Raw genomic sequence first — 19,964 nt, 5'->3', positions numbered from 1 at the left:
TTGAACCGGCTTCAACTCCAATTTGGACCGCAGCATGGCACCGGCGAAAAAAAGCGTGTCACTGACATCAAGCCACGTATCCGCCCACTGGTTCAGTTAGTTGCCGTCCGAGGCAACGGCAATGTCCTTGGATGACAAGGCCGCGAATTTTTCGATTGCCAAAGCCAGCCTGTCGGCAAGACCCTGCTTCCATTCTTCGTCTTTCATCAGTTTTTCGTCCTCGGCGTTGGACAGATATCCGAGTTCGAGCAGGACCGACGGCACGTCTGGCGCCTTGAGCACCCGGAAACCGGCGAAACGGTGAGGATTCTTGATCAGCCGCGCAAAACCCTTCATGTCGGCGATCGCAAGGCGCGCGAACTGCACCGAGAATCCCAGTGTTTCGCGGCGCGCAAGATCAATAAGGATATCGGCGACGCCATTGCTCTCCTCGTCAGGCACAATGCCCGCGACGGAATCGGCAAGGTTTTCATTCTCGGCGATCTGGGCGGCCACAGCATCCGAAGCCTTTTCGGAGATTGTGTAGACGGTTGCGCCGCGCACATCGCGCCGCCGCAGATAGTCCGCGTGGATGGAGATGAACAAGTCGGCACCATGCTGTCTGGCAAAGCCGGTGCGATCGCCCAGCGACACAAACACATCCGTGTCGCGGGTCATGAAGACCTGCGCGCCGGCATATTCGGAGAGCCTTTCGCGCAATGCACGGGCAAATGCCAGCGTAACGTCTTTTTCCCGGGTGCCGCCGGCACCCCGCGCGCCTCCGTCGATCCCGCCATGGCCGGGATCCAAAACCACGGTAAACGGCCGCGAAGGCTGCACCGCGGTTCCCAGCCGGTCGCGTTTCTGAGCGGAATTGACGACGGCCGAGGTCGTGAATGCCCGGTCTACGGCCTCGGCGAACTCCAATTCGCTTGCCGCCTCCAGATCGATCACCAGATTGTGCCGAGCGCTTTCCCTGTCCTGCCGCATCCTGACCGAACGTACATGGAAGGGTCCGGTCATCTGGAAGATGATGCGCGAATGCTGCTCGCTCATGTCGCCATATCGCACACCCGAGATCAGGCTGCTGCCGTCCGCTGCGTCGCCCGGGAACCCGTAGAGTATCTTCTGAAGGTCGAGGACCAGCCGCCATGGGTGGTCGAGCAGGCGTTGGTCAACCTCGACAGGCCGGTCGAACTCTATAACGATACGGGTCACTTCGCGGTCTCCGGCGATGCGCATGTCCAGCGCAACCGGAATCTGCGCATTCGCCGTTGTGACCGAAAGGCCTGCCAGCACGGAAATGACAAGCACAAGCAACGCCCGGCCCAAACCGACAAAAAACGCTAGGCTTCTGCGATCCATGCTCCCGTCCGGGTTTTCTCGTCTGCCAAATACATCGCCATCATACGCGGTTTCTTGGTTTTTGCCGTTCGCTGGCTGCCCGGCGGGCACCGCTCAGAATCCGCCTGAAATTAAAACGCTTGCAGCACCGACACCAAAAATCTAAATTAGCTTAGCGCGGCTGCGTCAACATGTACGCCGCGCGATTCAGAGGTTTCGCCAGTCGGTTCGGTTGTAGGCCGACGGCATGATCGAACGGGTTCAGACCGAACGGACCCGGCCCTGCGAGAATGGGCATCCGAACCGGCCCCAGCCCCGGGGCCTCAGTGTAGTCGTCGAACCGCCGTGACATGGCATATGTGTGAACCAACAGAGACGCTGGGATGATGCAGATACGAGACAGTTTCGATACTGCGGCAGCGCTCTTGACGGCGGCAAGACATCCAATGAGCAGTCCAGGCCCCTTTGGAAGACGAAGGGCAGCGCGCGACCGGTTGCAACCACCGGAGCGAGGCGCGGCTGCTGGAACCAGAATCAATGTCAAACAAAATGCTAATCGATGCCTCCCACCGGGAGGAAACGCGCGTTGTCGTCGTAAAGGGTAACCGCCTCGAAGATTTCGATTTCGAATCCGAACACAAGAAGCAAATCCGCGGAAACATCTATCTTGCGAAAGTGACGCGGGTCGAGCCGTCGCTGCAGGCGGCGTTCGTGGAATATGGCGGCAACCGCCACGGCTTTCTTGCATTCAGCGAAATCCACCCCGACTACTACCAGATCCCGCTGGCCGACCGTCAGGCATTGCTGGCGGAAGAAGCACGTCTGGCCGAAGAAGACGAGGATGACGAGCCCGAAGCGGCCGAACCGCGCCGGGCGCGCCGCAAGCGCGGCGGCCGCAAGGCGCGCGGCAAACGCCGCGATCAACGCGATACGGTCCCCGCCGCCGAGCCCGTCGCGATGGAAGCCATCCTGCAGGAATGGGAAGCGCGCCAAGCGGCGGAAGCCGAGGAGCTCGCTGACGATGAGGCCGCCGTACTTGACGCCGACACCGATGATCTGGCGGCGGACGCCGCGGGCGACATAGGGTCAGACGATGGGGACGAAGACGAAGGTGGCAATGGTGCACCCGATGTGATCGCCGCCCGCACAACCGACGACGGCAATGTCATCTCCGAGGAAATCGCCGATGAAGCGGACGATGACGCCGAAGACGACAGTGACGATGTGGCCGAAGCCGGCGACGAAAACGGCGCCGAGGACGACGACAAACCGCGTCGCGGCAGAGGCCGGGGACACGGCCGCAACCGATCAGCGCGGGCGAAGTCCGATGACCGTGGCGACGATGAAAACGGCGACAATGGCGACGACGAGGATGGCGACATCGACACCGTCGGCAGCGACGACGCGATGGAAGAGGCCCGCCCCCGCCGGCGCGTGCAACGCCGCCAGTACAAGATCCAGGAGGTCATCAAGCGCCGCCAGATCATTCTCGTGCAAGTGGTCAAGGAAGAGCGCGGCAACAAGGGCGCGGCGCTGACCACCTACCTGTCGCTGGCCGGTCGCTACTCGGTACTGATGCCGAACACCGCGCGTGGCGGTGGCATCTCCCGCAAGATCACCAACGTCGCCGACCGCAAACGCCTGAAAGACGTCGTCAAGGAACTTCAGGTTCCGCAGGGGATGGGCGTCATCCTGCGCACCGCCGGAGCCAACCGCACCAAGCCGGAAATCAAGCGCGACTACGAATATCTGATGCGCATGTGGGACAGCGTGCGCGAACTGACGCTCGCCTCGACCGCGCCGACGCTGGTCTATGAGGAAGGCAGCCTTATCAAGCGGTCGATCCGCGATCTCTACAACAAGGATATCGGCGAAATCCTGGTTTCCGGCGAGGACGGCTATCGCGAGGCCAAGGACTTCATGCGCATGCTGATGCCGAGCCACGCCAAGATGGTCCAGCCGTGGCGCGAATCGCAGCCGATCTTCGCCAAGACAGGGATCGAGGCGCAACTCGACGGGTTGATCCAGCCCAACGTCCGGCTCAAGTCCGGCGGCTACATCATCATCAACCAGACCGAGGCGCTGGTTGCCATCGATGTAAACTCCGGCAAATCGACCCGCGAGCACTCCATCGAAGACACGGCGCTACAGACCAATCTGGAGGCCGCAGAGGAAGTCGCCCGGCAGCTGCGCTTGCGCGACCTGGCCGGTCTGATTGTGATCGACTTCATCGACATGGAGGAGAACCGCAACAACCGCGCCGTCGAGAAGAAGCTGAAGGACTGCCTGAAGAACGATCGCGCCCGCATCCAGGTTGGCCGCATATCGCATTTCGGACTCCTGGAAATGTCGCGTCAGCGCATGCGCGCCAGCGTGCTGGAAAGCACGATGCAGATCTGTCCGCATTGCGGCGGCACCGGCTACATCCGCTCGCAGCAATCTGTGGCGTTGCATCTGATCCGCTCCCTTGAGGAGTATCTGCTCAAGAACAACAACCACAACCTGACGGTGCGCACCAACGCCGACACCGCACTCTATATTCTCAACCAGAAGCGCGACACGCTCGCCGAAATGGAGGGCCGCTTCGGGCTGCGGATCGAGATTACGGCCGACCCATCGATTGGCGCCGAACTGTTCGGCATCGACAGGGGCGACATTTCCGATCTGCCGCGCGTCGAGCCGATCCGGCCAGATTACGGTGACGATGACGACGCCGATGACGATATCGCAATTAACGAGGAAACCGCCGATAGCGAAGCGGAGACCGAGGACGGCGACGAGGGTGGTCGCGGTCGCAAGCGGCGGCGGAAACGGCGCGGTCGCAAGGACAAGGCTGATGCGGATTCGCAGGGCGTTGCCGAGGACGCTGCCGACGACGACGCGGGTGCCGATGAGGAAGACGGCGGACGCGATGGCGGACGACGTCGCCGACGCTCACGCGGACGGCGCGGCGGGCGCGACCGTCGCAAACCGCGCATCCCGGCAGCCGAGCCGGTGGGCCCGCTCGCCGATCTGATCGCCGCGCAAGAAGCCGAGGCCGAAGCTGAAGCTGAAGCTGAAGCTGAAGCTGAAGCTGAAGCGAAAAAAATGCGCGAAGCCGAAGAGGCCGCAACCGAAAAAGCGGAAGCCGAGGCCGATGCCGAGCAGGCCTCTCAGGTTGCTGAGAACACACCCGTTCCGGCCGCTGAGCCTGTGGCCGTGGACGCCGACGCAAAATCCGAAGAAACCGCGGTTGCGAACGACAATGAGGCGGTCGAAGCAGAGACCGCGCCGGAACCGGCAGAAGCAGAGGAAGAGGCAAAACCGTCGCGCCGTCGCGCCACCGCCGAGAACCTCAATCTCGATGCCGAACCGGTCGTCACCTCGGCCGGCGAAGAGGCGGAGGAAAAGCCAAAGCGGACCGGCTGGTGGTCGCGCAAGGGCTTCTTCTAGAAGCGAAATGGGCGGGAGTTTTCCCGCCCTTTTTCATTGTGGCCGATCAGGGTCGCGGTGCTGACGAAATCCGCCGTGGCGGTCAGCGTTTCAGCCAAGCGCCCATGCGATCCAGCGCACCGGCGATCGTCGCCTGGCTGCCAGCATAAGAAAACCGCATATAGCGATGCCCGTTGACCGGGTCGAAATCGAGGCCGGGCGCGGCCGCGACGTGGATTTCCTGGAGCATGCGTCGCGCGAAATCCATGCTGTCGTTGGTGTGTGCGCTGACGTCGCACCACGCGTAGAACGCACCGTCGGGCGGCGCGGCAAAGGAGAATCCGAGTTGCGGCAGACGTTCCATAAGCAGCGCCCGATTGGCCTTGTAGCCGTCCTTGATTGCCTCCAGTTCCTCCACACACTCGAAGGCCCTTGGTGCGGCGACCTGCGACAGGTCGGGGGCGGAAATGTAGAGGCTCTGCGCCAATCGCTCGACCGGGCGCACGAGGTCGGCCGGCATGATCATCCAGCCAATCCGCCAGCCCGTCATGCAATAGTACTTGGAGAACGAGTTGATGACGATCGCGTCCTGCGAGTGCGAAAGCGCCGTGCGATCGTCGCCGGTGTAACGCAGCCCGTGATAGATCTCGTCGGAAATGAAGGCGATGCCCTCGGCGCAGCAGAAATCCATCAACGCCGCCATACTACGGCGGTCGGTAACCGCGCCGGTAGGATTGGCCGGACTGGCGACCAACAGCGCATCGAGCCGACTCTTGCGGTGAGCCGCCTCGAGCGCCTCCACCGTCAGCATGTGCCCGTTCGCACCCGCTGTTTCGATCTCGACAGCTTCAAGCGACAACGCCTTTAGGATGTTTCGATAGGCCGGATAGCCCGGCGCGGTGATCGCCACGCGCCCACCCGGATCGCTGACCGCAAGAAAAACCAGCGAAAACCCGGCGGACGAACCGGTAGTCAAGGCAACTCGCTCAGCCGGCACCTCAACATCGTAGCGTTCGCCATAATGGGCCGCGATAGCACGCCGTGACTCCATGCGGCCAAGCGCGTCTGTGTAACCGAGCGGTTCGTTCCCCAACACGTGCTGCGCGGCAGCGATAACCCCGGAGGGAGCCGAGGCGGACGGTTGCCCCACGGCAAGAGAAAGAACCTCGTGCCCGCGCGCCGCCAACACATTGGCCTCGCGCAGGACATCCATCGCATGAAACGGCTCGACCGCGCCTCGCGCCGACATACGGATCATCTGCGATCTCCCCGTCTCGGCCTTCACGATCCGGTGTGAGGCCTTGTTTTTGCTTTGATTGAAGGGCAATTCGCGTTAGCGAGGCAGCCGACGCTTTGCCTGAGCGGCGGTGTACAACCAACCCTGCGACCGTGCAACGGCTAAGCTGCCATGCACTTGGGATAGAATGGAGTTCGGGCAATACACGGGAACCGGACATTGGCCCTCAGACTGTTGAGCATCTTCTTGCTGACGCTCTTGGCAGTGGGTTCCGTCGCGCCGGTTTGGGCGCAGTCGTCGCGCCTGCCGATCGTGCGCGATGCCGAGATTGAAAATCTCCTCAGCGATTATGCCTCGCCCTTGCTCAAGGCAGCGGGATTGAAGCGCAACCGGGTCGATATCGTCCTTGTCAATTCGCGCGACTTCAACGCGTTCGTTTCCGGCCGCAAGATCTTCGTCAACACCGGTACCATCGTCGCCTCAGAAACGCCGAACGAGGTGATCGGTGTGCTGGCGCACGAGATCGCGCATCTGGCGGGCGGCCATCAGGACCGCCTGCGCCAGCAACTCGACCGCGCCCAGACCATTGCGGCCGTGACGGCTGTACTGGGCGCTTCCGCAGCGGTCGCGGCTGGCGCCAGCGGCAATTCGAGTGCGGTGGGTGCCGGCGGCGGCATCGCGCTCGGCGGCATGGAGGCGGCGCGGCGCAGCCTCCTGACCTATCAACGCTCCGAGGAAATCGCCGCCGACCGCTTTGCGGTCGAATATCTCAACCGCACCAAGCAATCCTCAAAGGGCCTGCTGACGACATTCGCCCGTTTCCAACGCGAAATCTCCCTGATCAACCATCGCATCGATCCCTACCGGCTAAGCCACCCGCTGCCGCGCGAGCGGATTTCGGCGCTGGAAACCATCGCGCGCAAGAGCGCTTACTTCGACAAACAGGATTCAGCGCGGCTACGCGAGCGGCACGACATGGCGCGCGCCAAGATCTTCGCTTACACGTCCGGTGCCGGCGCAGCCGAAGGATTTGCTCGCAAGACCAAGAGCAAGACGGCTGCGCTCTACGCCCGCACCATCGCCAAGTTTCTCTACGGGTCGCCGCGCGAGGCCCTGCCGATGATCGACAAGCTGATCGCCGCAGAGCCATCAAACCCCTATTTCCGCGAGATCAAGGGTGAGATCCAGCTCCGGGCGCGCAACGCAGGCGGCGCGGTCGACGCGTTCACCAATGCCGCACGGCTGGAGAAGAACGGTTCCGGCCTGATCCAGAGTTCGCTTGGCCATGCGCTGGTTCTCGCCGGCGACCCGCAGAGTTTGCGCCGCGCGATCGGCGAGCTGGAAGTCGCACTGACCATGGACCCGGTCAATCCGCGCGCCTACCGACATCTTGCAATGGCCTACGGACGGCTGGGTGAAACCGGCAGCGCCGAGTTGGCGACAGCGGAGGAAAACTTCCACTCCGGCAACTACAACCGGGCCAAGGTCTTTGCGGCACGCGCCAAGCGAAAGTTTCCGCGCGGATCGCCGCAGTGGCTGCGGGCCGACGATATTCACCGTTTCAAAGTGCCAAAGGTGCGCTGAGACATGCAACTCGAAAGGCAAATTCAATGACGAAAACAATACGGACTCTCCTCGCGGCCACCGTGCTGTCGGCGTTTGCGGTGCCCGCAGGCGCGTTCGACGATACGCAGCGCAAGGAGATCGAGCAGATCATGCGCGACTACCTGCTTGAGAACCCGGAGTTCCTGCTGGAAGTACAAGAGGCCTACGAAAGCAAGCGGGCGATTGCGGAGCGCCAGCAGCAGCAGGAATCGATTACACTGCAGAACGCGGCAATCTTCGAGGAACCGAGCGATCCGGTCCTTGGCAATCCGGATGGTAGTGTCACCGTTGTCGAGTTCTTCGATTACAACTGCGGCTATTGCAAACGCGCGATGAATGACATGCTGACGATGATGGAGGCCGACAGCGAATTGCGCTTCGTTCTCAAGGAATTCCCGATCCTCGGCGAGGACTCGCAGGATGCACACCGTGTCGCCCACGCATTCAACGACCTGATGCCCGAGCGCTACATGGAATTCCACATGCGGTTGCTTGGCTTCAACGGCCGCGCCAATCGCGACGTCGCCATGCGGATCGCGACCGAGCTTGGCGCCGACGAAGCGGCTATGCAGGACCTTCTGGCTGCCGGCAAGATCGACGACCGTATCCGCGCCACCTACAAGCTCGCCAGCGACCTCGGCATCAACGGTACGCCGGCCTATGTGGTCGGCGACGAGGTGGTCGCAGGCGCGCTAGGCGAGCAGGTGCTGACGGTCAAGGTGGCGAATGTCCGCCAGTGCGGATCGACGCTCTGCTGACGGAAAACCGGCTATATCCGGGCAATTATCTGTCGTTGCAGGCCAAATCATGTGCGCTTTCGGCGGTTGAAGGCGAAATCGTCGCCTTTGCCCTTGTCGAGCGTGGCCACAGGCACTACCGGTGGTCCGGATAACCACCTCGAAAAGAACCGTAAAACGGCAATTGGTGCATGGCGCAACGGATCCTGATCCTCAACGGCCCCAACCTCAACCTGTTGGGTAAACGCGAACCGTCGATCTATGGCGACGAGACGCTTGCCGGCGTCATGAGCCGTTGCGCGGAGCTGGGACGTGAACTGGGCCTGGATGTCGAAGACTTCCAGTCCAATCACGAGGGCGAACTGGTCGACCGGCTGCAGCAGGCCGGTCGCGAAGGGATCGGAGTTATCCTCAATGCGGGTGCTTACTCGCACACTTCGATCGCGCTGCGCGACGCCATTTCGGGCGCCGGGACCGCAGTCGTCGAGGTGCACATTTCAAATATCCATGCCCGCGAAGCTTTCCGGCATGAATCGCTGATCAGCGCCGTCGCAATGGGCATGATCTGCGGCCTCGGTACACAAGGCTATCTGCTTGCAGTCCGGGCGTTTGCCGCACATATGCATACCGATGGGGCCAAAACACTCGAGGGAAAAAATGGCTGAACGCAAGCCGGCGATCGACACCGCACTGGTCAAGGATCTCGCCAGCATCCTGAACGAAACAGAACTGACCGAAATCGAAGTCGAGCAGGGTGAACTGCGCATCCGCGTTTCGCGCGAAACCGTTGCGCCGACGGTCATCCAGGCACCGGCACAACCAGTGGCCGCCGCGCCGGTTCAGGTTGCTGCGCCTGTTTTGGCACCTTCCGCTGCAGCCACGGCAGCGCCCGAAACCAAGTCGCATGGCGGCCACGAAGTGCCGTCGCCGATGGTCGGGACCGCCTATCTGGCGCCGGCACCCGGCGCATCCCAGTTCGTCGAAGTTGGGCAGTCGGTCAAGGAAGGCCAAACGATCCTCATCATCGAGGCCATGAAGACGATGAACCAGATCCCCGCGCCTCGCTCCGGCACGTTGAGCGCCATCCTCGTCGAAGATGCCGAGCCGGTCGAGTTCGGCCAGCCGCTCGTGGTCATCGACTGAGCGGATTGCGGAGCAGCGCGACCATGTTCAACAAGGTTCTAATCGCCAATCGCGGGGAGATCGCGCTGCGCGTGCTGCGCGCCTGCAAGGAATTGGGCATTCCGACGGTGGCCGTCCACTCGACAGCGGATGAGTCAGCCATGCATGTCCGGCTTGCCGACGAAAGCGTGTGCATCGGGCCGCCGCCCTCGCGCGACAGCTATCTCAACATCCACCAGATCGTCGCCGCTTGCGAAATCACCGGCGCCGACGCCGTGCACCCGGGATACGGTTTCCTGTCGGAAAACGCGAAATTCGCCGAGATTTTGGAAGCCCACAACATCACCTTCATCGGCCCGACCGCCGCGCATATCTCGGTGATGGGCGACAAGATCGAAGCCAAGCGCACGGCTGCACGGCTCGGCATTCCGGTCGTTCCGGGTTCGGAAGGCGGCGTGTCGACGGAAGCGGAAGCCAAGCGGGTCGCCGCCGATATCGGCTATCCGGTGATCATCAAGGCGACGGCTGGCGGCGGCGGACGTGGCATGAAGGTCGCGCAGTCCGAGGATGAGTTGCTGATCGCCCTGCAGACGGCACGCGCCGAAGCGGGCGCAGCTTTTGGCAACGATGCCGTCTATATCGAGAAGTACCTCGCCAAGCCGCGCCACATCGAGGTGCAGGTGGTCGGCGACGGCGCGGGCGCGGGCATCCATCTGGGCGAACGCGACTGTTCTTTGCAGCGGCGTCACCAGAAGGTCTGGGAGGAGGCGAACTCCCCTGCCCTGAATGAACGTCAGCGCGACGAAATCGGCATGATCTGCGCCAACGCGATCTCCGAGATGGGCTACCGCGGCGCTGGCACGGTCGAGTTCCTCTATGAGGACGGCGAGTTCTACTTCATCGAGATGAACACCCGCCTGCAGGTCGAGCACCCCGTGACTGAGGCCATTACCGGGATCGACCTCGTCCACGAGCAACTACGAGTGGCCTCCGGTGCGGGCCTGTCGGTCCGCCAGGACGAGGTAAAGTTCGCGGGCCATGCGATCGAGTGCCGTATCAATGCCGAGGACGCGCGCACCTTCGTTCCGTCGCCCGGCACGATCACGCACTACCACACGCCCGGCGGGCTGGGCGTGCGCGTCGATTCCGGCGTCTATGCCGGCTACCGCATTCCGCCCTACTACGACAGCCTGATCGGCAAGCTGATCGTGCACGGTCGCAACCGGGTCGAGTGCATGATGCGGCTGCGGCGCTGCCTCGACGAGTTCGTCGTCGACGGCATCAACTCGACCTTGCCGCTTTTCCAGCATCTGGTGCTCAATGCCGACATCGCCAATGGCGACTACGATATCCACTGGTTGGAAAAACACCTCGCAGAACAGACGGCCGATTAGGTTTGCGGCCTTCGCCGCACTATCTATGGGATGCGAGCAGGTTTCGCCGGCATGGTGCCGGCGGGCCAAGCATCTGACGGGAACTGGCACGTGTCGCGAGATTCAGGAGACGCATCGAACCGCGGACTGACGCCGCAGATTCTGCTGCGCGCCTACGCCGCCGGTATCTTTCCGATGGCCGACGACGCCGACGACCCGAACATATTTTGGGTCCAGCCGGACATGCGGGGCGTCATTCCGCTCGACAGTTTCCATGTCCCGCGCAGCCTCGCCAAGAAAGTCCGGCAGGCGCCCTATGACATCCATTTCAATGCGGCGTTCTCAGCGGTGATTTCCGCCTGCGCGGAATCGGCCGAAAACCGCGAACGGACCTGGATCAACCGGACGATCCGCGATCTTTATTGCCGCTTGCACGAGATGGGCCATGCCCACACAGTGGAAGCTTGGGAAGATGGCCAATTGGTCGGCGGCTTGTATGGTGTCAGCCTCGGACGGGCGTTTTTCGGCGAGAGCATGTTCTCGCGCAAGACCGATGCATCGAAGATCTGCCTTGTCCATCTGGTCAAGCGGCTGAAGGAGCGCGGCTTCGTGTTGCTCGACACCCAGTTTACCACCGATCATCTGAAGCGGTTCGGCGCCATCGACGTACCGAGCGAAGATTATGAGACCATGTTGGAAGAAGCGCTGGGCGGCGAGGCGCAGTTCGACTGATCTCGGCGCCTCGCGCGATCAGGACTGGTCCGGCGGCGGTACATCAGAGGTCGGCTTGCAGCTTTTCAGCCAGACATCGTAGACCGCGTGTTCAACCGCGTTCAGGCCCGGACTGTTGGCAAACATCCAGCCCGTGAAAATCCGCCTGATCTTCCGGTCGAGCGTGATCTCGTCTATCTCGACGAATGTGTTGGAGCCGGGCGCCTCGTTTTCGGAGCGCGAGTAACACACCCGTGGCGTTACCTGCAGCGCGCCGAACTGCACCGTCTCGTCGATATAGACATCGAAGGTGATGATGCGCCCGGTAATCTTGTCGATTCCAGAAAACTCGGCGACCGGGTTGTCCGTACGCTCGGCAGCAGCCGGAATGGCGGCAAACAACGTCGCAAGGAGCCCTAAGGACAGAGATTTCAGCCGCTTAATCCGCATCATGTTGCGCCAACCCGTAGAAGCCCGATTCGTCGCCATTCTGGCGAACGAGCGCGGTGGAAATTTGACGACCGCGGAGATTACTCGCCGGGCGTCCAGGCATCGTAGTCGCCGGTCACTGCAGGACGCGACTGCGGCGTGAACATCGAACCGTCCGGGCGATATGCGCCAGCGGTGCCGGTCAGATTGGGCTTGTGCGGCTTCTGCCATTCGCGAGGCTTGTAGTTCTCGTCAGCAGGCGGCGTGTCAACGCGGTGATGCATCCAGCCGTGCCAGCCGGGCGGAACGGCGGAGCCATCGGCATAGCCGTTGTATCGCACCCAACGCCGGGTCCGGCCTTCAGCGTCCTGACTGCCCTGATAGTAGACATTGCCGAACTCGTCCTCGCCCACCCGCTCACCGAAGCGCCAGGTGAAGAACCGGGTGCCAAGCGTCGTGCCGTTCCACCAGGTAAAGAACTGAAGCAGGAAGTCTTTCATCGCGTCGCATCCGAATGCCGAGGATCAATCGGGTTATGGCTCCGCCATCGCCGCGATGCAAGGCCGATTTGCCCGGCAAGCCGTCCGATTTACGATCTCGTCCGGGGAAACATGCTTGCGCACTCCGCGAGGCCGCGGACCGGCAGGTCAACCGATGCTCATCGCGAGAACGCGGCTGATCTCCTTCATCGAACGCCCTGACTGATCCGCCCAAGCGTTGAAAGCAGCCTGCACCTTCGTCATAGCGGCCTTCGATGTCGGCTGCTTTTCGATGACATCCTCGGCGATCAGGCGCGCCACCACATCGCTCGACAAAATGTAGCTGTCCATGCCCATGAAGCGCAGGAAGTACTGGCCGGTGTTGCCGCCAAGTCGCGAACCACGCTTCTTCATGACATCGAGCAGCCCCGCCTCGTCGCTTGCTGGCCAGCTGGCGAAGAACTTCGCGGCGCTGCCATATTCGGCCGCCAGATCGCGCATGAACACAGCGTTCTCCTGCACCGACCGGATCTTGCCGCCATGCCTGACGATCCGCGTATCGGAAGCCAGTCTTGCGATGTCTTCGTCGTGGAGCATCGAGCAATGGCCGATGTCGAAGCCGGAAAACGCTTCCTCGAAGCCCGGCCACATGTTTTCGACCACCTTCCAGTTGAAGCCGGCGTTGAAGATGCACTTCGTGGCACAGGACAACCAGCGGTCGTCGGGGATCGCTCCGAGTTCATCAGGCGGCAACGGCGGTTCGAGTTTCGCCTCCAGCGCATCACCTCCGCCCTGCCGCTCGGCCGCGATTTCGTAGATTGCCTCGAAATCACGCATCAGGCGCCTGGCCCCTTCTCTTCGATTGTCACCTTGCCGGCATAGAACCCGACATGGCCAGCCAGTTCATGCGCCCAGTCGAAGGGTTCGCCATAGGTCCAGGCGATCTCCTCGCCGTCGAGCGCGAAGTAGGAAGCATCGCCCTTGAGTGGGCAATGGGTAGTCTTGCCCGGCACAGCGTGAAGCGCATCGGACACATCGCCGCTCGGAATGTAGATCACCGGATCATAAACGTCCCGGCCCGTTTCCATGACGCGGATCGCCTTGGCCGATTGCGCGAGCACCCGGTCGCCGCGCGTCACGCGGACCGCGCCGGAAACCGGCTTGATCCGCATGAAATGGGCATCATTGTAGGGATTGTGGATGGTCAGGCGTTCCATGATCGGGCTCTCCCGTTTAGAAACATCACCAAAGGATCCGAAACGTAGGAGCCTTTCACATCCCACGCCAGCCTCGGCCGATCACCTTTTGGAGAGCATCGTGAGCTGAATGCCCCATCTTCCAATTCCATGACCGGAAGCCCAGGCAACATGGAAAGGCGATCTACCAGATCACCTTTTCCATGATCACGGCGGGAATGCCCGATCCCTTGACGCCGCAATCGGGCGTCGTAGCGGTCTGGCGGAAACCGTTGACCTCGTAGAACTTTACCGCCCGGTCGTTGGCTTCCTCGACCTCGAGCCGGATCTTGCGAACGTCCGGAAAACAGCTTTCGACCTCGATCAGCAGCATCTTGCCGACACCCTGGCCCTGGGTCGACGGCCTGACATAGAGCTGGTGCAACATCGAGGTTTCGGTATCGACCTGGCTGACATAGGCCATGCCGGAAATCTCCGCGCCATCGTCGCAGACGATGAATTCGGAGCGCGGCTTGGTCAGCCGCTGCTTCAGCGCCTGCACCGAATGCCAGGCCGCCGTCAGTTCGGCGACCTTGTCCTTGCCGTAAATCGCGTCATAGGTGTCGTGCCATGTCTCGGACAGCATGGCGCTGATGGTCTCCAGATCATCCTGCGACGCCGTCCGCACCCACATGTCCGAATCTCCTAGTCCTCGACACCCAGTTTCGACTTGACCAAGGCCTGCACAGCCTGCGGATTGGCCTTGCCCTGCGTTGCCTTCATCACCTGGCCGACGAACCAGCCCGCCAGCGACGGCTTGGTCTTCACCTGTTCGACCTTGTCCGGATTGGCGGCGATAACCTCGTCGACCGCAGCTTCGATAGCGCCGGTATCGGTCACCTGCTTCATGCCGCGTTCTTCGACCACTGCGGCAGGGTCGCCGCCATCGTTCCAGACGATCTCGAACAGGTCCTTGGCGATCTTGCCGGAGATGTCGCCGCTCTTGATCAGGTCGATGATACCGCCGAGTTGGGCCGGCGAGACCGGCGTCTCTTCGATGCCGAGGCCCGCCTTGTTGAGCGCGCCGAGCAGGTCGTTGATCACCCAGTTGGCCGCCGCCTTGGCGTCTCGTCCATCGGCAACCTGCTCGAAGTAATCGGCGATCGACTTCTCCGACACCAGGATCGAGGCGTCATATGCCGACAGGCCGAGTGACACGAAACGCGCCTTCTTCTCGTCGGGCAGTTCCGGCAGATCAGCGGCCAGTTCGGCGACGAAGGCATCGTCGAATTCCAGCGGCAGCAGGTCCGGATCGGGGAAATAACGATAATCGTGCGCGTCCTCCTTGGAGCGCATGGCGCGGGTCTCACCTTTGGCGGCATCGAACAGGCGGGTCTCCTGGTCAATCTCGCCGCCGTTCTCCAAAACGTCGATCTGGCGGCGCGCCTCATATTCAATGGCCTGGCCGATGAAGCGAATCGAGTTGACGTTCTTGATTTCGCAGCGGGTCCCGAATTCGCCGCCCGGCTTGCGTACCGAGACGTTGACGTCGGCGCGCATCGAGCCTTCATCCATATTGCCGTCGCATGTCCCGAGATAGCGCACGATCGAGCGCAGCTTGGTCATGTAGGCCTTGGCCTCGTCCGACGACCGCAGGTCCGGCTTCGAAACGATTTCCATGAGCGCTACGCCCGACCGGTTAAGATCGATATAGGACATGGTCGGATGCTGGTCGTGCATAGACTTGCCAGCGTCCTGCTCGAGATGCAGGCGCTCGATGCCGATTTCGACATCTTCGAATTCGCCCTTGCGGTCAGGCCCGACGGAAATGACAATCTTGCCTTCGCCGACGATCGGGTCCTTGTACTGGGATATCTGGTAGCCCTGCGGCAGGTCGGGAAAGAAATAGTTCTTTCGGTCGAAGATCGAGCGATTGTTGATCTTGGCCTTCAGCCCAAGGCCGGTGCGGACCGCCTGGCGCACGCATTCCTGGTTGATCACCGGTAACATGCCGGGCATCGCCGCATCGACAAGCGACACGTTTGCGTTCGGCTCGGCACCGAATTCGGTGGACGCGCCGGAAAAAAGCTTCGAGTTGGAGATCACCTGGGCATGGACTTCCATGCCGATGACGATCTCCCAGTCGCCCGTTGCACCTGGTACAAAGCGTTTCGGGTCCGGGGTACGAGTATCGATAATTGTCATACTGAGTGTTGTTTGCAGATGTCCTTTCCACTGGCTATGCCAATTCTCGGCGCAGAACAAGACCCGCGTGCCAAACCAAACCCATCACGTCAAATCCCGCGCTGATAGCGCCTTTCGGCGCGCGCCTTGATCGAGATCAAGGCTGGTTCGCCCCCGGCGTGGCCCTTTTGGAGGGGTCCCAGCCAGGAGAACCGCTATGCTTTCCTATCGACATTTCTTCCAGGCGCCGGAACGCGGAACGCTGTTCCAGGCCATGGTGGACAAGCTGCGCATGCGGCTTGCGCTGACGAACCGTCCAAACAGCGCCGCCGTGATGAAGCGCGCATCCGAGCGCTGTGCCGAATGCGACCGCGAAGACAGCTGCGTGTCATGGATGGCTACGAATGCCGAGCCGGATGAGGCGCCCTATTTCTGCAAGAATCACGATCTCTTCGAGCGCCTCAAACACGACATCGAAGCCGAACGGAGATTGACGCCGGTCGACGCCTGACCGCCTGTTCTCTCGCCGTCCATCAATAAGCCCGCCGGGAACCCGACGGCCTGTCTTGCATATTTTCAGTCGACCGTGACCTCGCTGCGTTCGGCGGCGGTCACCTTGACCGGTTTTTCGACATTGCCCTTGTCGCCGTCAAACTCGACCCTGACCAGATAGTCACCGGGAGGCGCGGTCACCTGCAGCGTCTCGCCATACCCGCCGGCGATCCGCTTGCGCTTGCCCTGGATGTCTTCCTTGGCGGTGAAGATGTCGATTCGCCGCCCGCCCAGCGCATTGACCGAAAGCACGCCGGCGTTCAGATCGACCAGCATCTCGCTGAGCGCGCCGCCCTCGATGGTCACCGCAGCCTCCGCTTCGGCCGCCTCTAGGCGCGCGACAACCACATAGTCGCCCGGCGGCAACATGTAGTCCGCCTTGCCATACGACCCGTTCCAGCGTTTGCGCGAACCGTCGAGCGCGCGCTTCGCCGAGTAGACATCAAAGCGCACATTGCCGCCCTCGACCGCTGGTCCGCCAGCGGCATAAACCGCGCTGGCGGTCAGCCTGCCGGCAGCGGCGACGAGTTTGCGTTCGACCCGTTCGGCCGCACCGACCTCGACCTCCTCGGTGACTTCGGAGCCGCCGATTTTGCCATAAAGCGATACCGCCCCGGCCGGCACCACGACCCGCCCATTGCCATAGCCGCCCTGCTTCGCATCGCCGACGGTGACCCGCCAGGCGGCGTTGCGGTCCGGATCGGCGGCGGCATCAGGTGCGACGGCGATATCGACAATGCCGGCTTTGAGATCGATGGTGATGTCGGTTTCCTCGCCCGGCTCGATCAGGATGTCGTTTTCCTTGGTCACAAGGCCGACCCTTGAAACAAGCACATACTCGCCAGGTGGCACTTCGAACTTCGCCGGCGGTCCATAGGCACCGGCAATACGCTTGCGGCTGCCGTCAAGCGCCTGCGCCGCTTCGAACAGCTGCATGTTGACTGTGCCCTTGGCGGCCTGCTCGCCACCACCTGCATAGACGGCGCGGGCAATCAGCGATCCTGCCGCCGCTACCAGTTTCCATTCGACGACCTCGCCGGCGGCTATCGTCCGCGTCGCGCTCGCCCTGGCCTCACCGATCTTGCCCAGCGCTGACAACTCACCGGCCGGAGCGACATTGATCAGCGTGCCATAGGCGACCTCGCGCTCGCCAGCGGAGCGCAACTCGACATAGCCGTTGTCGTCGGGATCAGCGCCGGGCGTCGGCGCGACATTGAGCGTCACCAAGCCGGCGTCGAGAACGATCTCCTGGTCGAGCGTCTCGGTTTCCGACAGTTCCACGACCGCCTCGGCGGTTGCCATGTCGGAAGCCGCCTTGATTAAATAACGACCCGGTTCGTAGAAACGGCGCCATTCGCCGATCTTGTAGGTGTAGTCGACCGCCTTTTCACCGGGCACGCCGCTGTCGTCGAGCCTGAATACATCGAAGCGCGTGCTGCGTTCCGTCAGCGGCCGCCCCGGCGCAAGTGCCGCCGTAAGCACCAGATTATGCTCAACGGCAGTCGGTTCGGCAGGTACCGGGTCCGGCGTGATGGCTACAGTCTGTGTCAGCGCATCTGTCAGTTCGTTCGCGTTCTTGGCCTCGATAAAAAGCCCGCCGGTCTGATCGGCGATGCAGGAGACCTGCGCGCCCTCGCCTTCCTTAAGGCCGAATCCCACGACATGAGCCGTGAAGTCGATGCCGGCACTCTCCAACTCGCCGGCAACCGCGCAGGGGTCGGCATTGCAGGTCTCGATGCCGTCGGTAATCAGGATGACGGTCGCCTTGTCTTCGGTGTAACGCAGCGCTTCGGCCGCCTGACGCACGGCATTGGTCAGCGGTGTCTTGCCCTTGGGATTGAGCCGGTTGACGGCTGCGGCGATCGCATCGCGCGAATCGGCGCCCGGCGGCACGATCTGCTCGATGTCCGAGCATTCGCCCTTGCGGCGGTGGCCATAGGCTATTAGCCCCATCTCAAGCCCGCCGGGAACGGTGGTCAGAACGCCCGACAAGGCCTCGCGCGCGATCTCGATCTTGGTCTTGCCGTCGATCTGGCCCCACATCGAACCGGAGGCATCCATGACGATGATGGCCCGCTCGTCGGCCGAAGCCGACGTCCCTGCGACCACCAAAAGCGCTGCAGTTGCAGCGAGAATCGAGCGGAACATGTTGCCTCCCTTGGGTTCCGGACGTGGGGATCCTATACACCATTGCGTCCGCCGATTGTAACGCCTGTGCGAAAACGCACTGACAAGCCCGTTACCCCGCGCCGCTCACTGTGGACAGCAGGCGTCGGCGCGCCTACATAAGCCGCCGGAAACAGGAGTTTTGATGTTCGGTTCGTCCGAGTCCCGGTGAAAGCCCGGACCGCGCAAGCGTTTCGGGAAAGCTGATTGCCGAACCGCCGTGTGGAGCGTTTCAGTCCAGACCTGAAACGCTTTGGCGGCGGAATGCTTTCGCGCGGCCATGCGCCGCAAACCGGATCCGGACATCATGGATATCTCACGCGCTGAACAGCGCATTCTCCACCTGCTGGCGCAGGGCGGCTTCATTAAGATCGCCAAACGCCACAAGACGATTGCAAACGTTCGCTGCTTTACCCGCGACGGCTGGCAATATCCCGGCCTCGACTTGGAACTGTTCAGGAAACTGAAGCGCCGGCGAACCATCGCGTCGAGAAACGGCGAGCCCTACCGCATTACGCGGCGCGGTCTCGAACTGGTCAGAAGCCAGCTCGACAATCGCTGAACATCACAAAGGGCGGCGGCGGGTATCTGCTAGCCGTCGCCCGCCAAAGTGGCGCGCATGACCACCCATTCCTCTTCCAGGCTCCCCTCGCCGCGCGCCTTCCCGGCGCGGCGATACCAGTAGCCCGCGTTCCAGTCGTCGCCCTCGATGCGGTGGCAAAACGCGTGCAGCCAGTCATAGACGGGTTCGCCCTCGTGATCCTGCGCCAGCTTGTGGGCGGCATGCCACTGCGGGCCGACGGCAAAACCTCCGGTCCGCAAGCCATCCAGCGCTTCCAGCACCTCACGCATCGCCTGCTCCGCTTCGCAATCGGCCGCCCTCGCTCCGAAAGGGCCGCGTTTGGCATAGCCTGACAGCCAAACATGGACGGGCAACGAAAACAACGCAGCGTAAACAGAAACAGTTTCTTCACCCGAATATCGGACAATACAGGGATGGGGTCGGTTCCGTGAATTTCAACGCGATGACGATCGGGGTGGTGCTGGTATCCGGCGCGCTTGGCGGCGCGTGGGCACATTTCGGCGCGACCGGCGATGTCGTGCCTCCGGGCCAGCTCTATTCGATGGCGCGGGACGGCTTGCGCGGCACGATGCGGAGAATGGACAAGCGTTACTATAAGCGCGGTGAGGCATATGCGGCATGCATCGGCGGATATGGCATTGCGGCGGCAAACCTCACCATGTCCGAGCGGGTCTGGAGCTGCGAGTGCGTTGACAAGAGCGTTGACAACTTGTCGCGCGCCAACCGCGAATCCGCACTGGCATACGTTGCCAACACAACGCCCGCCGCTGCGGAACTGACGATTTCCGCCGCCAGAATGCTGAACAGGTGCGAGATCGACACCGCCGACAAATCGGCGTTGGATCTCGACCTGCCTTTGCGCGGAACCCGCTGAGCG

General features: G+C 62.1%; 20 protein-coding genes. 10 read left to right on the top strand and 10 right to left on the bottom strand.

Features of this window, described 5'->3' with window-relative positions:
• Window positions 1–96: 96 nt before the first annotated feature.
• Complete coding sequence (locus tag ACO06R_RS09900; protein WP_421848769.1) at window positions 97–1,344, bottom strand: N-acetylmuramoyl-L-alanine amidase; 1,248 nt, start codon at window positions 1,342–1,344, stop codon at window positions 97–99.
• Between the two features lie 516 nt (window positions 1,345–1,860).
• On the opposite strand from ACO06R_RS09900, the gene ACO06R_RS09895 reads away from it, so the two are divergent.
• Entirely contained in the window at window positions 1,861–4,755 is a 2,895-nt protein-coding gene (locus tag ACO06R_RS09895; RefSeq protein ID WP_421848766.1) for an Rne/Rng family ribonuclease, read from the top strand.
• An 82-nt stretch (window positions 4,756–4,837) separates the two neighbouring features.
• Here the strand turns inward: ACO06R_RS09895 and ACO06R_RS09890 are convergent, their stop codons facing one another.
• Window positions 4,838–5,992, bottom strand: coding sequence for a pyridoxal phosphate-dependent aminotransferase (locus ACO06R_RS09890; RefSeq protein WP_421848764.1), 1,155 nt, complete (start codon window positions 5,990–5,992; stop codon window positions 4,838–4,840).
• Between the two features lie 198 nt (window positions 5,993–6,190).
• On the opposite strand from ACO06R_RS09890, the gene ACO06R_RS09885 reads away from it, so the two are divergent.
• From ACO06R_RS09885 to aat, 6 genes are all read left to right on the top strand, one after another.
• Window positions 6,191–7,555 (top strand): M48 family metalloprotease, encoded by a 1,365-nt coding sequence (locus ACO06R_RS09885; RefSeq protein WP_421848761.1) that lies wholly within the window; start codon window positions 6,191–6,193, stop codon window positions 7,553–7,555.
• Between the two features lie 26 nt (window positions 7,556–7,581).
• On the top strand, window positions 7,582–8,334 hold the full coding sequence (locus tag ACO06R_RS09880) for a DsbA family protein (RefSeq protein ID WP_421848758.1): 753 nt from the start codon (window positions 7,582–7,584) through the stop codon (window positions 8,332–8,334).
• A gap of 170 nt (window positions 8,335–8,504) precedes the next feature.
• The gene (gene aroQ, locus ACO06R_RS09875; RefSeq protein WP_421859132.1) at window positions 8,505–8,978 is read left to right on the top strand and encodes a type II 3-dehydroquinate dehydratase; all 474 of its coding nucleotides are present in this window, start codon (window positions 8,505–8,507) and stop codon (window positions 8,976–8,978) included.
• Entirely contained in the window at window positions 8,971–9,456 is a 486-nt protein-coding gene (gene accB, locus ACO06R_RS09870; protein WP_421859130.1) for an acetyl-CoA carboxylase biotin carboxyl carrier protein, read from the top strand. Before aroQ ends, accB begins: the two co-directional genes overlap by 8 nt.
• A gap of 23 nt (window positions 9,457–9,479) precedes the next feature.
• Window positions 9,480–10,829: an acetyl-CoA carboxylase biotin carboxylase subunit gene (gene accC / locus ACO06R_RS09865; protein WP_421859127.1), complete on the top strand. Its 1,350-nt coding sequence runs from the start codon at window positions 9,480–9,482 to the stop codon at window positions 10,827–10,829.
• 90 nt (window positions 10,830–10,919) lie between these two features.
• Window positions 10,920–11,540 carry a leucyl/phenylalanyl-tRNA--protein transferase gene (gene aat / locus ACO06R_RS09860; RefSeq protein WP_421859124.1) on the top strand — a complete coding sequence of 207 codons (621 nt, stop codon included), beginning with the start codon at window positions 10,920–10,922 and terminating at the stop codon, window positions 11,538–11,540.
• A gap of 18 nt (window positions 11,541–11,558) precedes the next feature.
• On the opposite strand, the gene ACO06R_RS09855 is transcribed toward aat, so the two are convergent.
• The 6 genes from ACO06R_RS09855 to gatB form a co-directional block, all read right to left on the bottom strand.
• Window positions 11,559–11,972, bottom strand: a complete 414-nt coding sequence (locus ACO06R_RS09855; protein ID WP_421859121.1) for a DUF2155 domain-containing protein — start codon at window positions 11,970–11,972, stop codon at window positions 11,559–11,561.
• A 77-nt stretch (window positions 11,973–12,049) separates the two neighbouring features.
• Window positions 12,050–12,448 carry an NADH:ubiquinone oxidoreductase subunit NDUFA12 gene (locus tag ACO06R_RS09850; RefSeq protein WP_421859119.1) on the bottom strand — a complete coding sequence of 133 codons (399 nt, stop codon included), beginning with the start codon at window positions 12,446–12,448 and terminating at the stop codon, window positions 12,050–12,052.
• Window positions 12,449–12,595: 147 nt separating this feature from the next.
• Window positions 12,596–13,264, bottom strand: coding sequence for a DNA-3-methyladenine glycosylase I (locus tag ACO06R_RS09845; protein WP_421859117.1), 669 nt, complete (start codon window positions 13,262–13,264; stop codon window positions 12,596–12,598).
• Window positions 13,264–13,644, bottom strand: a complete 381-nt coding sequence (locus ACO06R_RS09840) for a DUF427 domain-containing protein (RefSeq protein WP_421859114.1) — start codon at window positions 13,642–13,644, stop codon at window positions 13,264–13,266. Before ACO06R_RS09840 ends, ACO06R_RS09845 begins: the two co-directional genes overlap by 1 nt.
• Before the next feature lie 163 nt (window positions 13,645–13,807).
• Window positions 13,808–14,296 carry a GNAT family N-acetyltransferase gene (locus ACO06R_RS09835; RefSeq protein WP_421859112.1) on the bottom strand — a complete coding sequence of 163 codons (489 nt, stop codon included), beginning with the start codon at window positions 14,294–14,296 and terminating at the stop codon, window positions 13,808–13,810.
• 11 nt (window positions 14,297–14,307) lie between these two features.
• Window positions 14,308–15,807 carry an Asp-tRNA(Asn)/Glu-tRNA(Gln) amidotransferase subunit GatB gene (gene gatB / locus ACO06R_RS09830; RefSeq protein ID WP_421859110.1) on the bottom strand — a complete coding sequence of 500 codons (1,500 nt, stop codon included), beginning with the start codon at window positions 15,805–15,807 and terminating at the stop codon, window positions 14,308–14,310.
• Window positions 15,808–16,003: 196 nt separating this feature from the next.
• Here gatB and ACO06R_RS09825 point away from each other — a divergent pair, with 196 nt between their 5' ends.
• Window positions 16,004–16,297, top strand: coding sequence for a DUF6455 family protein (locus tag ACO06R_RS09825; RefSeq protein ID WP_421859107.1), 294 nt, complete (start codon window positions 16,004–16,006; stop codon window positions 16,295–16,297).
• Window positions 16,298–16,362: 65 nt separating this feature from the next.
• Here the strand turns inward: ACO06R_RS09825 and ACO06R_RS09820 are convergent, their stop codons facing one another.
• Window positions 16,363–18,486, bottom strand: coding sequence for a vWA domain-containing protein (locus ACO06R_RS09820; protein WP_421859104.1), 2,124 nt, complete (start codon window positions 18,484–18,486; stop codon window positions 16,363–16,365).
• 325 nt (window positions 18,487–18,811) lie between these two features.
• Here ACO06R_RS09820 and ACO06R_RS09815 point away from each other — a divergent pair, with 325 nt between their 5' ends.
• Window positions 18,812–19,066: a YjhX family toxin gene (locus ACO06R_RS09815; protein ID WP_421859102.1), complete on the top strand. Its 255-nt coding sequence runs from the start codon at window positions 18,812–18,814 to the stop codon at window positions 19,064–19,066.
• 29 nt (window positions 19,067–19,095) lie between these two features.
• On the opposite strand, the gene ACO06R_RS09810 is transcribed toward ACO06R_RS09815, so the two are convergent.
• Window positions 19,096–19,356: a hypothetical protein gene (locus ACO06R_RS09810; RefSeq protein ID WP_421859099.1), complete on the bottom strand. Its 261-nt coding sequence runs from the start codon at window positions 19,354–19,356 to the stop codon at window positions 19,096–19,098.
• A gap of 158 nt (window positions 19,357–19,514) precedes the next feature.
• On the opposite strand from ACO06R_RS09810, the gene ACO06R_RS09805 reads away from it, so the two are divergent.
• Complete coding sequence (locus ACO06R_RS09805) at window positions 19,515–19,961, top strand: hypothetical protein (protein WP_421859096.1); 447 nt, start codon at window positions 19,515–19,517, stop codon at window positions 19,959–19,961.
• Window positions 19,962–19,964 lie beyond the last annotated feature (3 nt).

The sequence above is a fragment of the Oricola sp. genome (genome assembly GCF_965230365.1).
Lineage (GTDB): Bacteria > Pseudomonadota > Alphaproteobacteria > Rhizobiales > Rhizobiaceae > Oricola.
The sequence above is the reverse complement of the archived record's forward strand: the minus strand, read 5'-3'. Positions and strand labels throughout refer to the sequence as shown.

Excerpts from the sequence above, each read along its gene's own strand:
- ACO06R_RS09900 (WP_421848769.1), bottom strand. The coding sequence starts at position 1,344 with ATGGATCGCAGAAGCCTAGCGTTTTTTGTCGGTTTGGGCCGGGCGTTG.
- ACO06R_RS09895 (WP_421848766.1), top strand. The coding sequence starts at position 1,861 with ATGTCAAACAAAATGCTAATCGATGCCTCCCACCGGGAGGAAACGCGC.
- ACO06R_RS09890 (WP_421848764.1), bottom strand. The coding sequence starts at position 5,992 with ATGATCCGTATGTCGGCGCGAGGCGCGGTCGAGCCGTTTCATGCGATG.
- ACO06R_RS09880 (WP_421848758.1), top strand. The coding sequence starts at position 7,582 with ATGACGAAAACAATACGGACTCTCCTCGCGGCCACCGTGCTGTCGGCG.
- aroQ (WP_421859132.1), top strand. The coding sequence starts at position 8,505 with ATGGCGCAACGGATCCTGATCCTCAACGGCCCCAACCTCAACCTGTTG.
- accB (WP_421859130.1), top strand. The coding sequence starts at position 8,971 with ATGGCTGAACGCAAGCCGGCGATCGACACCGCACTGGTCAAGGATCTC.
- accC (WP_421859127.1), top strand. The coding sequence starts at position 9,480 with ATGTTCAACAAGGTTCTAATCGCCAATCGCGGGGAGATCGCGCTGCGC.
- ACO06R_RS09855 (WP_421859121.1), bottom strand. The coding sequence starts at position 11,972 with ATGATGCGGATTAAGCGGCTGAAATCTCTGTCCTTAGGGCTCCTTGCG.
- ACO06R_RS09850 (WP_421859119.1), bottom strand. The coding sequence starts at position 12,448 with ATGAAAGACTTCCTGCTTCAGTTCTTTACCTGGTGGAACGGCACGACG.
- ACO06R_RS09845 (WP_421859117.1), bottom strand. The coding sequence starts at position 13,264 with ATGCGTGATTTCGAGGCAATCTACGAAATCGCGGCCGAGCGGCAGGGC.
- ACO06R_RS09840 (WP_421859114.1), bottom strand. The coding sequence starts at position 13,644 with ATGGAACGCCTGACCATCCACAATCCCTACAATGATGCCCATTTCATG.
- ACO06R_RS09835 (WP_421859112.1), bottom strand. The coding sequence starts at position 14,296 with ATGTGGGTGCGGACGGCGTCGCAGGATGATCTGGAGACCATCAGCGCC.
- gatB (WP_421859110.1), bottom strand. The coding sequence starts at position 15,807 with ATGACAATTATCGATACTCGTACCCCGGACCCGAAACGCTTTGTACCA.
- ACO06R_RS09825 (WP_421859107.1), top strand. The coding sequence starts at position 16,004 with ATGCTTTCCTATCGACATTTCTTCCAGGCGCCGGAACGCGGAACGCTG.
- ACO06R_RS09820 (WP_421859104.1), bottom strand. The coding sequence starts at position 18,486 with ATGTTCCGCTCGATTCTCGCTGCAACTGCAGCGCTTTTGGTGGTCGCA.
- ACO06R_RS09815 (WP_421859102.1), top strand. The coding sequence starts at position 18,812 with ATGGATATCTCACGCGCTGAACAGCGCATTCTCCACCTGCTGGCGCAG.
- ACO06R_RS09810 (WP_421859099.1), bottom strand. The coding sequence starts at position 19,356 with ATGCGTGAGGTGCTGGAAGCGCTGGATGGCTTGCGGACCGGAGGTTTT.